This is a genomic window from Octadecabacter ascidiaceicola (assembly GCF_900185015.1).
GTDB classification, from domain to species: Bacteria; Pseudomonadota; Alphaproteobacteria; order Rhodobacterales; family Rhodobacteraceae; genus Octadecabacter; species Octadecabacter ascidiaceicola.
The window spans coordinates 169,912-181,955 of the sequence record NZ_FXYD01000004.1; the positions used below are offsets into that span (position 1 = coordinate 169,912).

The 12,044-nt window shown below is 55.3% G+C and carries 13 protein-coding genes; 6 read left to right on the plus strand and 7 right to left on the minus strand.

Annotated features, from left to right (window positions below; translation table 11 throughout):
* Window positions 1-95: 95 nt before the first annotated feature.
* The 6 genes from OCA8868_RS12670 to phnC all read right to left on the minus strand — a co-directional run bounded on the left by OCA8868_RS12670 (window position 96) and on the right by phnC (window position 5,437).
* Window positions 96-725: an LbetaH domain-containing protein gene (locus tag OCA8868_RS12670; protein WP_093996952.1), complete on the minus strand. Its 630-nt coding sequence runs from the start codon at window positions 723-725 to the stop codon at window positions 96-98.
* Window positions 722-1,363, minus strand: a complete 642-nt coding sequence (locus tag OCA8868_RS12675) for an SDR family NAD(P)-dependent oxidoreductase (protein ID WP_093996953.1) — start codon at window positions 1,361-1,363, stop codon at window positions 722-724. Before OCA8868_RS12675 ends, OCA8868_RS12670 begins: the two co-directional genes overlap by 4 nt.
* Window positions 1,363-2,676, minus strand: coding sequence for a phosphonate ABC transporter, permease protein PhnE (gene phnE / locus OCA8868_RS12680; RefSeq protein WP_093996954.1), 1,314 nt, complete (start codon window positions 2,674-2,676; stop codon window positions 1,363-1,365). The genes OCA8868_RS12675 and phnE (OCA8868_RS12680) overlap by 1 nt, the downstream gene beginning before the upstream one ends.
* Window positions 2,673-3,548 carry a phosphonate ABC transporter, permease protein PhnE gene (gene phnE / locus OCA8868_RS12685; RefSeq protein WP_093996955.1) on the minus strand — a complete coding sequence of 292 codons (876 nt, stop codon included), beginning with the start codon at window positions 3,546-3,548 and terminating at the stop codon, window positions 2,673-2,675. The genes phnE (OCA8868_RS12680) and phnE (OCA8868_RS12685) overlap by 4 nt, the downstream gene beginning before the upstream one ends.
* A gap of 66 nt (window positions 3,549-3,614) precedes the next feature.
* A complete protein-coding gene (gene phnD, locus OCA8868_RS12690; RefSeq protein ID WP_093997215.1) occupies window positions 3,615-4,526 on the minus strand; it encodes a phosphonate ABC transporter substrate-binding protein in 912 nt (303 codons plus the stop codon).
* Window positions 4,527-4,621: 95 nt separating this feature from the next.
* Window positions 4,622-5,437, minus strand: coding sequence for a phosphonate ABC transporter ATP-binding protein (gene phnC, locus OCA8868_RS12695; protein ID WP_093997216.1), 816 nt, complete (start codon window positions 5,435-5,437; stop codon window positions 4,622-4,624).
* 286 nt (window positions 5,438-5,723) lie between these two features.
* Between phnC and OCA8868_RS16530 the strand changes: the two genes are divergently transcribed.
* A complete protein-coding gene (locus OCA8868_RS16530) occupies window positions 5,724-5,951 on the plus strand; it encodes a hypothetical protein (protein ID WP_143849627.1) in 228 nt (75 codons plus the stop codon).
* Here the strand turns inward: OCA8868_RS16530 and OCA8868_RS12705 are convergent.
* Window positions 5,948-6,886, minus strand: a complete 939-nt coding sequence (locus OCA8868_RS12705; RefSeq protein WP_281253628.1) for an aldo/keto reductase — start codon at window positions 6,884-6,886, stop codon at window positions 5,948-5,950. The genes OCA8868_RS16530 and OCA8868_RS12705 overlap by 4 nt on opposite strands.
* 611 nt (window positions 6,887-7,497) lie before the next feature.
* Here OCA8868_RS12705 and OCA8868_RS12715 point away from each other — a divergent pair.
* The 5 genes from OCA8868_RS12715 (at window position 7,498) to OCA8868_RS12735 (ending at window position 12,036) form a co-directional block, all read left to right on the plus strand.
* Window positions 7,498-7,959 carry a hypothetical protein gene (locus tag OCA8868_RS12715; protein ID WP_093996959.1) on the plus strand — a complete coding sequence of 154 codons (462 nt, stop codon included), beginning with the start codon at window positions 7,498-7,500 and terminating at the stop codon, window positions 7,957-7,959.
* 228 nt (window positions 7,960-8,187) lie between these two features.
* Window positions 8,188-9,051: an FAD binding domain-containing protein gene (locus tag OCA8868_RS12720; protein WP_093996960.1), complete on the plus strand. Its 864-nt coding sequence runs from the start codon at window positions 8,188-8,190 to the stop codon at window positions 9,049-9,051.
* On the plus strand, window positions 9,048-9,530 hold the full coding sequence (locus OCA8868_RS12725) for a (2Fe-2S)-binding protein (RefSeq protein ID WP_093996961.1): 483 nt from the start codon (window positions 9,048-9,050) through the stop codon (window positions 9,528-9,530). Before OCA8868_RS12720 ends, OCA8868_RS12725 begins: the two co-directional genes overlap by 4 nt.
* A complete protein-coding gene (locus tag OCA8868_RS12730; protein ID WP_093996962.1) occupies window positions 9,527-11,791 on the plus strand; it encodes a xanthine dehydrogenase family protein molybdopterin-binding subunit in 2,265 nt (754 codons plus the stop codon). Before OCA8868_RS12725 ends, OCA8868_RS12730 begins: the two co-directional genes overlap by 4 nt.
* Window positions 11,791-12,036 (plus strand): MoaD/ThiS family protein, encoded by a 246-nt coding sequence (locus tag OCA8868_RS12735; protein ID WP_093996963.1) that lies wholly within the window; start codon window positions 11,791-11,793, stop codon window positions 12,034-12,036. Before OCA8868_RS12730 ends, OCA8868_RS12735 begins: the two co-directional genes overlap by 1 nt.
* The last annotated feature ends 8 nt before the right edge of the window (window positions 12,037-12,044 follow it).

Consider the following 12,044-nt stretch of genomic DNA (forward strand, 5'->3'; position numbering starts at 1 on the left):
TCACCAGCGCAGCACCCGTATCCATCTGCTTTGAACCTTATGATAAGCCTGCCTGTTCCTAGCGGCGCAACGCGACAACATTGTGACGTCTAGTGTCAGATCGTGCCCTCGTGGTGCTCCAGAAATTCCTCTGCACTGAGGTTACGAAAATCATCAAGCGCGCTGCGCAGGCGTGCGTGCGGCCAATCCCACCATGCAAGCTGCATAAGCCTGTCAAAAACCCGTGGTGCGAAACGAGGACGCATCGGGACAGCAGGGATGCCTGCCACGATCATGTAGGGAGGCACATCCTTTGTCACAATTGCACCGCCTGCGATAACCGCCCCGTGGCCGATGTTCACTTCGGGCCGGACCTGCGCGCCATGGCCAAGCCATGTATCATGACCAATCACCGTACGCCGGGTCCGTCTGTGGGCGAACCAAGCGTCATCGTGATCTGCATCTTCGAAATAATCGGCTGAGCGATAGTGAAAGTGATGCAAACTTGCTTTTTCCATCGGGTGGTCTGTGGCGCCGATCCGTACGAAGGCTGCAATGTTCGAGAACTTGCCCACGGAGGCATTGGCAATGTCGGCAAATCGGTCGCAGTATGAATAGTCATCCATTTCGCATTGCGCCAAGCGGCTACCGCGTCCGATTTCCACATACTGTCCGAATGTTGCATCTGTGATCTCGCAATCGGGATGAATAAAGGGGGCATCCGGTTTTAATCTGGTCGCACTCAAAACGCTCGTTCCTCGCCATTCCACCGAAAGAACTTGCCGGTATGCTCAAGGGTAATGCCTTCTGCCAAAGCGACGACCCCTGCCGCGACCTCACACGGGGTAAGATCGGCCTCTGCCCCACCCATATCGGTTTGTACCCAACCGGGATCGACAAGCACGACGGCAATGCCGTCAGGGTGCAAGTCCGTCGCCAGGCCTTGCATGACTTTATTCACCGCAGCCTTGGAGGCGCGGTAGGCAATACGATCCGATTTGGCATAACCCATATATGACATCTGACTTGAAACTGTCAGGATACGGGGCCTGCTGCTACGCTGCAAATGATCCAGACAGGCCGTGCTGACGGCCAGAGCACCAGCGACATTGACCGCAAATGTATAGGCCATTGCAGTCCAATCCATATCGGTTGTAGGGCTGTCCGGTCCGATAATACCTGCATTATTGATGACAATATCAATCGGATGGTTGATCGCTGATATCGCGTCCCGAACTTGCTGGGGATTGCTGACATCAAAGATGACATCGCCGCCCTGTCCCACGCGCGAGGCGCGCAGCACGTCATGCCCGCGATCCCCTGCACGTGCAGCCAGTGCCGCGCCAATCCCCCGGTTGCTTCCGGTAATCAGGATGCAGGCCATTAGTCCTTGCGCCCGATCAGCTTGCCACGCAGCCAGCCCGAGAACCAGTCCATGAACATCACCATGGCGATGATCAGGACGATATAATAAGCGACTTCTTCCCAGTCTTTCTGGGTCTGGATTGCTTGGGTCAGCATAAGGCCGATGCCACCGCCTGTGATGGCGCCGATGATGGTGGCAGAGCGGGTGTTGGATTCAAGGAAGTAAAGGATTTGGGCCAGAAGCACCGGCACAATCTGCGGTATGACGCCAAAGCGATAGCGTTGGAGCGGCTTGGCTCCGGTCGAGGCGACACCCTCGATTTGCTTTTGATCCACGTTTTCCAAAGCCTCCGAGAAGATTTTGCCAAAGGTGCCGGTATCCGTGATCAGGATTGCCAATGCGCCAGTAAGCGGGCCGGGGCCAAAGGCGCGGGCCAGGACCACCGTCCAGATCAGCGCATCGACACCGCGCACAAAATCGAACAGTCGGCGGGTTGCAGCGCGCACCAACATCAACGGCGAGAACCGTTTGGCTGCTAGAAAGCCCAAAGGCAGGGCGATGATTGCAGCACCCATGGTGCCGAGGAAGGCCATCAGGATCGTCTCGCCAATGGCCCAAGCCACATCCTTGTGCCGCCACATGGCGTTGTTCCACCAATCGGACACTGCCCCAGTAATATTGCCGCGCGCAGGGTCGATCTGGTCGCCAAACAGGATCTTGGCCAAGGACTGTCCGTAGTAAGGACTGTCGAGCGTGAACCAGAACAGTTCCCAACCGGGGAAATAGTTGAAAACCTCGGTCCGAGCGCCCGTTAAGGTTATGCGGCCTTCGGCCGTGGTGATGCCCACGCGGCGGTTTGAGGCGGAAATCCAATCGGGCAGATCATCGGGCAGGTTGGTCGTGACGGTGCGCCCCTCTGCCTGCGCCTCGATCGGTTGGAAGCCGGGAATTTCGATCTCGGTCCGGTTGTCGGGCAGATAGCGCACAATGATGTCACCGCCCAGATCGATGGTGATGACTTCATCTCCTCTTACCCAATCGGGACGCTGGCCCTCTGGGTAGCGACCCTTGCGTTCTCCCTCTACGGCATAAGTGATCTCTCCTGACCGATTGTCTCGGGTGACATGCACCTTGTGGGACCAGCTGTCGGAAGCCAACGTCACGGCGTTTTCCATATTGGCGCGTCCGGCAAGACCAGGCAGGTCAAACGCGAAGAAGATGTAGACGAAATAAACTGCGATGACCGCCGGGAAGCCAAAGCCAATCAAGCGTTTGCGCTGAAAGAGCTTTTCGGCCTCAAACTTGGTCGCGTCCAGATCAATAGTGGTCATTGGCCTTGTCCCTCAGTCAAACGATTGCGGTAGCGGCTGGACACTTGATCGAAGAATATGATCGTGCCGAACAGAAGGATGAAAATCGCGGCGGCTTCATCAAAACGTCCTGGCCCCCAGGCCATAGCGTTTCGCAACTCGTAACCGAGCCCACCGGCACCGACAAATCCAAGTATTGCCGAGGCACGGATGTTGATTTCAAATCGCAACAGCGTGTAGCTCACGTAGTTCGGTGCGACCTGCGGCAGCACACCCAGAAGCATCCGCTGCGACCATGTCGCACCTGTGGAGGCAAGCCCTTCTACAGCTTTCAAGTCGGTGTTTTCGGAAACTTCGGAAAACATCTTAGCCAGTGCACCGGCCGTGTGGATGGCTATTGCAATCATTGCGGGAACGGGCCCACCACCGAGTACAAAGATCAGAACCAGTGCGATGACGATTTCGGGCACGGCGCGCATGATATCCGAGATGCGGCGGAACAGGGGGATCAGACGCGGCCATTTCGCCAAGCCGCGGGTGCCGAGCAGCGATAGGAACAAGCCACCAATTGCACCGATTAGGGTTGAGACAGCGGCGATGTTGATGGTCTCCACTAAGGCGGGAAAATACTTGGCGATCAAGGCCGGCAGATCGGCGCGCTTTTCCCATGCTTCAGACAAAACATCTGCTGGGTAATCGCCGATCTGATGCAGTCCATCCCAGAAACCTCCAGCGTTGCGGTCATCTGCGACATTGAACCCGGAAACCATCAGAACGACGAAAATCAGAAGAGTAAGACCGCCATAGAGCCTGCGGCGCTGTACCTGCGCCATACAGCTGGCTTGAATGCTGTCCACGTGGTGTTGCGCGCCACTCAGTGAAATATCTACCATCCTGACCCCCGGACAAAGAAATACCGGCAGCCCCAAAGGGCTACCGGATGCGTCATAAGAATTATCTTAGTTTCCAATTACGGACTGGCGTGCCGCTACGATGCTTTCGTACATCGCGTGCGTGACTGGCTGGAAACCCAGTGTATCCCCCGCAGCGACGCCGTAGGCACATTCAGGGTCTGCTTCGTAAAGCCCATCTACCAGTGCAACCATTGTAGCTTTGACGTCGTCCGGCAAGGCTTGACGCAGAACGACTGGGCCTTCGGGGATTACGTTGGATTTCCAGATTTGAACCATGTCGTTCATGTCGACGAGGCCTGCATCAACCGCTTTGCGCAGTGCGCCGGAGTTGTAGCCGTCTTCCCAGTTGCCCTGACCATCGGCCCACGTCACGCCGCCGTCGATATCGCCGTTGTTTACTGCGACGATGGTCTGCTCATGACCGCCTGTGAATATGACTTCACCGAAGTATTCGCCGGATTCCATTGTGATGCCGTCTTTGTACTGCGGGATCTCGATGGATGGGATAAGGTAGCCCGATGTGGAGTTTGGATCACCGAAACCAAACACCTTGCCTTCCATATCATCCAGCGATGTGACGCCGTTATCGATGCGGGCAAAGCCGATAGAATGGTAGCCGACTGAGCCATCAAGGTTGACCTTGATCAAGACAGGCTCAACGGCGTCCGGATCCTGCAGGAATGTTGCGGCATAGGAAGATGCGCCCAACCATGCCATGTCGATGGTGCCACCCAGAAGGCCCTGAATGACGCCATTATAGTCGGCTGGGGCGAAAAGCTTGGTTTCGACGCCGAGCGCTTCGGCCGTGTAATCCGCCAGACACTGGTAGCTGTTCATCCGGTCCTGCGCGTTTTCGCCGCCGAGGATACCGATGCGGAATTCAGTGATCTCTTGGGCAAAAGCGCCCGTGCTGAGGGCTGTGGTGGCGGCGAGCGCCAGTGCGAGGGTCTTTTTCATTGTCATCTCCGTGGTTTGTTGCCCTACCGCTTTGCGGATAATTGAGGGCAGGTTGATAAAGGTGGCCTGCTGCAGATGCACAGGCTGAAACTGGCTCAGGCGTATGCTTTCACTTCGCGGATCTCCGACCTGTCCAGTGTTTCGATTTCGGTGGAAGTGGCGGCTTCGGAAAAATCCGCGCCAGCCCCGTAGATGTCCCGTGCCACCCCGGTGGTCAGCTGCTCTGGCGTGCCGTCAAAGACGATCCGCCCATCGCGCATCCCGATTACGCGATCACAATAGCGCCGCGCAGTATCAAGCGTGTGAAGGTTCGCGATGACCATGCGTCCGTCTTCTTCGTGAATGCGGCGCAGGGCTTGCATGACCACTTGCGCATTCATCGGATCAAGACTGGCGATCGGTTCATCTGCAAGGATGATTTTTGGGTCTTGCATCAAGGCGCGCGCAATCGCCACGCGCTGCTGTTGCCCACCCGAAAGGGCCTCGGCCCGTTTCGGGGCCTGTTCGGCAATACCGAGCCGGTCAAGGATTTCGATGGCGCGGTGAATATCTGACTGCGGGTAAAGGTTGAACATTGTCGCGAAGGTCGACCGCTTGTTCAGGGTGCCATGCAGCACGTTTGAAACGACATCCATGCGGGGGACGAGATTGAACTGCTGGAAAATCATGGCGCATCGCGATTGCCAATTGCGACGCGCAGCTCCCCGCAGCCCAGTGATCTCTTCACCCTCAAAGGTAATCGTGCCCTGCGAGGCATCGCTTAGACAATTGACCATCCGCAAGAGCGTTGACTTACCCGCACCAGAACGGCCAATGACCCCAATCATCGACGGTTTTTCTACCAGGATGTTTGCAGCATCTACAGCCGTTTTATCCCCGAACCGCTTGGTCAGCTTATCAATCTTCAGCATATCGCCCCCATGTTTGGTGAGGGCGTAAACGCCTGACGCTACGGTTTGATGACGGTTTTGAGTCAGTTTCTTTACATAAAAGTAAAAGAAAAATGACCCTTCCAAGGGACGCAAAGCGCAAGCTTTTGCAATGATTGGCACATATTGCCTAGGCGCCACAGTTATCCACACGGCTTCATTATTCTGTTATATTTTGAAAATCAGACGCTTAGGATTGCCTTATGGCCTTTCGAATGCGCTCACTTTGTCGGTCTGCTTCTCGTTTCCTGCGCTTACGGAAGTGCAAATGACTGATGTGAGTTGTGATGACTCCACTCGAATGGCGCATATACTGACCGATGCTATGGGAGCAGAGCGTCAGGGGAGTGGCCTGCGGGACCCCGAAACGCTGGTCGAAATCTGGGTCACCCAAAGAAACGGTGACTTGATCATCGTACAGAACTACACAAACGGAACATCGTGCACTGTCGCCATGGGCGAACATTGGGAAGGCGAAATTCCCGGACCAGCCTAATTGCTGGCTTCCTCAAGCCGATCCGTCGCTGGAGCAGGTCTTGGTGATAAAGCTTCCATGCGCGCATAAACTTCCGCGCTCAACATCACGTCTTTAGCGTCCAAAGAAGGTTTCAATTGCTCAACATTGCGTGCGCTGATGATCGGAGCTGTTACAACAGCATTCTGTGCGGCCCAGGCGACGGAAAGCGTGGCAGCGTCAATGCCCTGTTCAGCAGCCAGTTCTGACAACGAACGTGCCGCCTCGAGCATCCATTTTTGACCATAGCGGGCGGCATAGCGTTTGTCCGTCGAAAGACGCCCCGTCCCCCCCGAAAAATACTTGCCTGTCAGCAATCCACTACCGAGGGGAGAATAAGGGGCGACGGCGATCTCTTCTGAGAGTGCCATTGGAAACAGTTCAACCTCTGCCTGACGTTTGACGAGCGAATACATTGGCTGGATTATGTCGATGCGCGTTCCTGCAATATTTGCCGCCGCCTGAGCTTTCATCACCTGCCACGCAGCAAAGTTTGATACTCCGATATAGCGAATTTTGCCCGATCTCTGCAAAGCGCCCAAAGTCTCGAAAGTTTCTTGCAAGGGTGTTTCCGGGTCCCAGCGGTGCAAATAGAGGATATCGACTGTGTCGAGGCCAAGCCGAATACGGCTTTCATCGAATTGTCGAATAATGTTGTTGCGGCCGCAACCACCGGTATAGCCAGCCTTGGTTGCCACGATCAGCTTTTCGCGATCCAGTTTTGCAAACTGGCCCAACATCCGCTCAGAGGAGCCGTCCGTGTAGGTATGGGCGGTGTCAAAGAAATTAATGCCCGCCTCTTTGCACGCTTCGAACATGGCTTGGCTTGCCGCAGTATCGGCCGTGCCGCCAAATTGCATGCATCCGAAACAGAGTGTAGATGTCTTTGAGCCATCTTGCGCATTGAATTCTTTCAATAGATCGCTCCAAGTGTGCAGTTATCAGCAGAAATCCTTAGACCTTTTGCATGACTGTTTTGTGACGGCCCTGAGAACTGTCAGTCTATTGAAGTACCTCCTTAGGACAAACCCTCCATAATTTGGGTGTCGTATGGCGGATCAACAAATGAACTCGACGCCAGCATTTTCCGCGGTTTTCTGTCGGAACCCTTCACCCAGGTCCTTACCTATAGAGGAGTGGACAAGCCGACCGTTTGAATCAATGCCACAGCCAGTGTATCTGCGCAACTTCTGAACACTTCAAGGTGAAGGTCCGCAACCCGTTGGATCTTAGCGGAGTTAAATGACGGCACAACGTTAATGCCAGATGGAAGACCGGCCCGAATTGCGACCGTAACACTAGATGGGAAAATCAGCTGGAAAGATCTAGGTATCCATACATTAAGAACCGGACTTAGATATCCAATAAAAGACGGACGACATCTTAACCAACGCAATTATTGGGAAAAGGTGAAGACTCAAACCCAAAAACAGGGCGTGGTTGGTGTCCACAATGACGAATGTCAGCACATATTTACCAACAGAAAGCCTGAAGCGCGCGAATTGATCCTGGATAGCTTCAAACGCTTTTGAAGCAGCCCGACTGGCCGTTCATACTGGTTCTTTCAGGGACCGGCAAACTCGGGGAGCGAATTCAGGAAGAGCCACAACTTGCTCATCTCTTAAGACCGGTATCGTTCACGGAAATCGATGTTCATCGACAGGAGGACCTGAACGAGCTGAATAGCTTGTGCCACGCCTACGCCGAACGCGCTGGTCATGACTTTACTGAAATCGGCACGGTTGATTTCTATCGAAGGTTTAGTATCGCCCGCGGATACAGCTGGGGCATAGCTGCTGACCTAATGATTGCTGAGCTCTTGATCGCTCATGGCAAGAACGTCGATATCTTATCCACCGCAATGTTCTGTGAGGCCTTTACTGAAAGGCTAGAGCTGCAGCCTGGCTTTTCGCCATTCTCAGTTGATGACTACGAAGAGATCTTTCACGCTCAGAAGATGATCGAGCTATGGAGCAAGTCGAAAGAATGAACTAGCCACTTTTAAATTTTGGTGCTTCTGGGCCTATGCATTGCGCAGGCGCTTTTTGTTGACCCCCCCAACTTCTGCACGCTTTTGGGCCAAATCTGCACTTTTATGGGATAATGACACCTCTGAACGATAGATTGTCATGTCGAGCATGAGTAAGGCGCTTGAATTGGACAAGTTTCCATTCAATTGTGACCTCAGTCAGGGAACATCCCCATCAGGAGGACAGTTATGCGATACGAGAGTCCGGCAACAATCGAGAATGCGGTCGATTTGTTGGCAAATTCAGACGGCCACGCTTTCGTGCTTGCAGGGGGGACCGACCTGTTAGTTCGGATGAAAGGCGATGATTTTAATGCAAGCCTTGTGGTTGATATTAAGTCGGTCGATGGGATGGGTCAGATCGAAGAGACCGCAGATGGTTTCGTAATTGGCGCAGCGGTGCCTTGCGCCGCACTGTCAGAGCACGCGGCGCTGGTTGCGGCTTGGCCCGGTGTGGTTGAAGCCGCGAATCTAATCGGTTCCACACAGGTGCAATCGCGCTGCACAATGTCTGGCAATCTTTGCAATGCATCACCAGCGGCAGATAGCGTTCCGGCGATGGTCGCCGCGAATGCGCAGGCGCGCATTATTGGGCCGGATGGACGGCGCACGATTGATGTGGCTGATGTCCCAACCGCGCCGGGGCAAACGTCGCTTGCGAAGGGTGAGATCATCGAGGCGATCTTGTTGCCAAAACCTGGGGCGCGAACTGGCGACGCATATTTGCGTTTTATTCCGCGCACCGAGATGGACATCGCCGTCGTCGGCGCGGCTGTTAACCTAACGTTGGATACGGACGGCACCGTGCAAACGGCGCGGGTTGTTCTCGGGGCTGTTGCGCCGAGTGTTGTTGTCGTAGACGCGGCTGCTGATGCCCTTCTGGGAAGCAAGTTGAGTGAGGACACATTGAAGTCTGTTGAAGTTGCTTGCGTCGCGGCGAGCAACCCGATTGATGACAAACGCGGTACCGTTGAATTTAGAAACCAAGTCGCGGGCGTGCTGGGGCGTCGTGCCGCTGCAATCGCATTTGAACGCGCAGGGGGCCAATCATGACATCGATAGCTGTATCCACGACCATCAATGGTGATGATGTCGAATTTCTGTGTAACGCAGACGAAACGTTACTGGACGTTTTGCGCAATCGGCTTGGCCTGATGGGCGCGAAAGAAGGCTGCGGCACGGGAGATTGCGGCGCATGCAGCACGATAATGGACGGGCGCGTTGTTTGCTCATGCCTCGTGCTTGGGGCCGAAACGCAAGGACGCGAGATCGAAACGATTGAGGGGATGTCGGAGGGGCAAGACCTGCATCCGCTTCAGGCTAAGTTCATCGAACATGCAGCGCTGCAATGTGGAATCTGCACGCCGGGTTTCTTGATGGCAGCCAAAGCATTGCTTGCGGCCCACCCAGATCCGAGTGAAGAAGAAATTCGGTTTTGGCTGGCAGGGAACCTGTGTCGTTGCACTGGTTACGACAAAATCGTTCGCGCCGTGCAAGGCGCCGCTGCCGAGATGAGAGGAGCAAAAACATGACCTTTGATCCCAGCTACAAAGAACAAGGCCTTAAATCCGTCGGTACGAGGCCACTGCGCCCGGACGGTGTAGATAAAGTCACTGGTCGCGCGCGCTATGGTGCGGATTTCAACATGCCAGGGCAGTTGGTCGGGCGCGTGCTGCGTAGCCCTCATGCCCACGCACGGATTGTTCGCATTGATACGTCACAGGCTGAGGCGCTAAAGGGTGTGAAAGCTGTCGTCACCGCTGCCGATCTGCCGGACCAGAGCAATGGCGATGCCGCAACTTTTGCGGTTCTCGACAATTGTATGGCGCGCAAAAAGGCAATGTATGACGGGCACGCGGTTGCGGCTGTGGCAGCTATTGATGCTTCGGTGGCGAAGGCTGCGCTTAAGTTGATTGTGGTGGAGTACGAAGTCTTGCCCCACGTCGTAGACGTGGATGTTGCAATGGCTGCCGATGCGCCGGTGCTGGACGAAACAGTTTTCACAACGGGTGTAGAACCTGCGCCGAAAACCCCATCGAACGTAGCGAACCGGTCCGAGTTTGGCCACGGTGATGTAGAGGCCGGATTTGCCAAGGCCGACATGATCGTTGAGCGCAACTACAAGACCGAACAGACCCATCAAGGCTACATTGAGCCGCACGCTTGTGTGGCCAATTGCAACAGCGATGGCACTGCCGACCTATGGGTCTGTACGCAGGGGCCGTTTGTCTATCGTCAGGTCTGCGCGGATCTTTTGGGGCTGGATGTGTCGAAACTGCGCGTTACTTCGTCCGAGATCGGTGGCGGTTTTGGTGGAAAAACCCATGTCTGGGCCGAACCTGTCGCGCTGGCGTTGTCGCGCAAAGCAGGGCGGCCTGTGAAACTGGTGATGACACGGGAGGAAGTGTTCCGCGCCTCTGGCCCGACAAGCGCCACGTCTATCGACGTCAAGATCGGGGCGAAGAAGGACGGAACTATCACTGCAGCCGAAGCGACGTTGCGCTACACCAGCGGACCTTATGCGGGCATGTGGGCTGAACTGGGCGCGATGACGTCGTTTGCCTGTTATGACCTTGAAAATGTTAAAACGGTCGGCTGGGAAGTCGTTGTAAACCGCCCGAAAGTGGCGGCGTATCGCGCGCCCTCAGCGCCTATGGCGGCTTTTGCGATTGAAAGTGCGGTGGATGAGCTGGCACATAAGATTGGCATGGATGCGGTTGATTTCCGCATCAAGAACGCGGCCAGCGATGGCAGCAAATCCTCCTACGGACCGGTCTATGGCCCCATTGGGATTGGCCCGACGTTGGAAGCCGCCAAATCGCATCCGCATATGTCCGCCCCACTTGGCGAAAACCAAGGGCGTGGCATGGCCTGTGGGTTCTGGTTCAACTTTGGTGGGCAAACCTGCGTGGACCTTAACATCGGTGCGGATGGCACGGTGACGATTGCTGTGGGTACGGTGGATGTGGGCGGATCACGGGCCTCGCTGTCGCTGATCACGGCTGAGGAGTTGGGCATTCCCTATGAAAACGTAAAAGCCATCGTCGCGGATACGTCTTCACTGGGGTATAACGATATGACCGATGGCAGCCGTGGCACGTTTTCAAGTTCTATGGCCGCGATTTCGGCGGCCCGTAATGCGATCCAAGTGATGCGAGAACGGGCGGCCACCATGTGGGACATTTCGGTAGATGACATCATCTGGGAAGACGGCCACGCTAAGGCGGTCGGTGCAACCCATGACAACCTTGCACCTTTGTCAGTGGCCGATATCGCGGCAGAGGCTGGTAATACCGGCGGGCCGATCGCAGGCCATAGTGAGTTGGTGGCGGACGGTGCTGGGGTGTCGTTCGGAACGCATATCTGTGACGTCGAAGTCGACCCAGAGACCGGTTCCACGCGTGTTGTGCGCTACACGGTCATTCAGGACGCGGGTAAAGCGGTGCATCCCGATTATGTCGAAGGGCAGTACCAAGGTGGTGCCGTGCAGGGTATCGGTTGGGCGTTGAACGAAGAATACGTCTACGGTGCTGATGGGCGTTTACAGAATCCGGGGTTCCTCGATTACCGCATTCCGGTTTGTTCAGATTTGCCGATGATCGACACGCAAATTCTTGAGATTCCAAATCCCAACCATCCTTACGGCGTGCGCGGTGTCGGTGAGACGTCGATTGTGCCACCACTGGCAGCCGTCGCGAATGCGGTGTCAAATGCGGTCGACGTTCGGATGTTCCACATTCCGGTCTCGCCACCACGGATACTGGCGGCGTTGAATGCGCAGGCAAAGGGGTAATGGTTGAGGTGACGCTCTGGGCAGGTTTGCGTCCACTGGCAGATCACCAAGAACGTGTCATGGTGGAGGCCTCAACGATCCGCGAGTTGTTGCGCAAGTTGCAAGATCGGTATCCGGGTTTGAAGGTGCCGTTCAAAAACGATGTCGCAGTGGCCATAAATGGCACGATCTATCGCGATGACTGGTCGCAACAGATTAGCAGCGACGACGAAGTGTTTTTATTGCGTAGGCTGGCGGGTGGCTAAAGACGCTG

What these genes read in the sequence shown, in the direction of transcription:
- OCA8868_RS12675 (WP_093996953.1), bottom strand. Translation starts at nt 1,363, where the DNA reads ATGGCCTGCATCCTGATTACCGGAAGCAACCGGGGGATTGGCGCGGCA.
- phnE (WP_093996954.1), bottom strand. Translation starts at nt 2,676, where the DNA reads ATGACCACTATTGATCTGGACGCGACCAAGTTTGAGGCCGAAAAGCTC.
- phnE (WP_093996955.1), bottom strand. Translation starts at nt 3,548, where the DNA reads ATGGTAGATATTTCACTGAGTGGCGCGCAACACCACGTGGACAGCATT.
- phnD (WP_093997215.1), bottom strand. Translation starts at nt 4,526, where the DNA reads ATGAAAAAGACCCTCGCACTGGCGCTCGCCGCCACCACAGCCCTCAGC.
- phnC (WP_093997216.1), bottom strand. Translation starts at nt 5,437, where the DNA reads ATGCTGAAGATTGATAAGCTGACCAAGCGGTTCGGGGATAAAACGGCT.
- OCA8868_RS16530 (WP_143849627.1), top strand. Translation starts at nt 5,724, where the DNA reads ATGACTGATGTGAGTTGTGATGACTCCACTCGAATGGCGCATATACTG.
- OCA8868_RS12720 (WP_093996960.1), top strand. Translation starts at nt 8,188, where the DNA reads ATGCGATACGAGAGTCCGGCAACAATCGAGAATGCGGTCGATTTGTTG.
- OCA8868_RS12725 (WP_093996961.1), top strand. Translation starts at nt 9,048, where the DNA reads ATGACATCGATAGCTGTATCCACGACCATCAATGGTGATGATGTCGAA.
- OCA8868_RS12730 (WP_093996962.1), top strand. Translation starts at nt 9,527, where the DNA reads ATGACCTTTGATCCCAGCTACAAAGAACAAGGCCTTAAATCCGTCGGT.
- OCA8868_RS12735 (WP_093996963.1), top strand. Translation starts at nt 11,791, where the DNA reads ATGGTTGAGGTGACGCTCTGGGCAGGTTTGCGTCCACTGGCAGATCAC.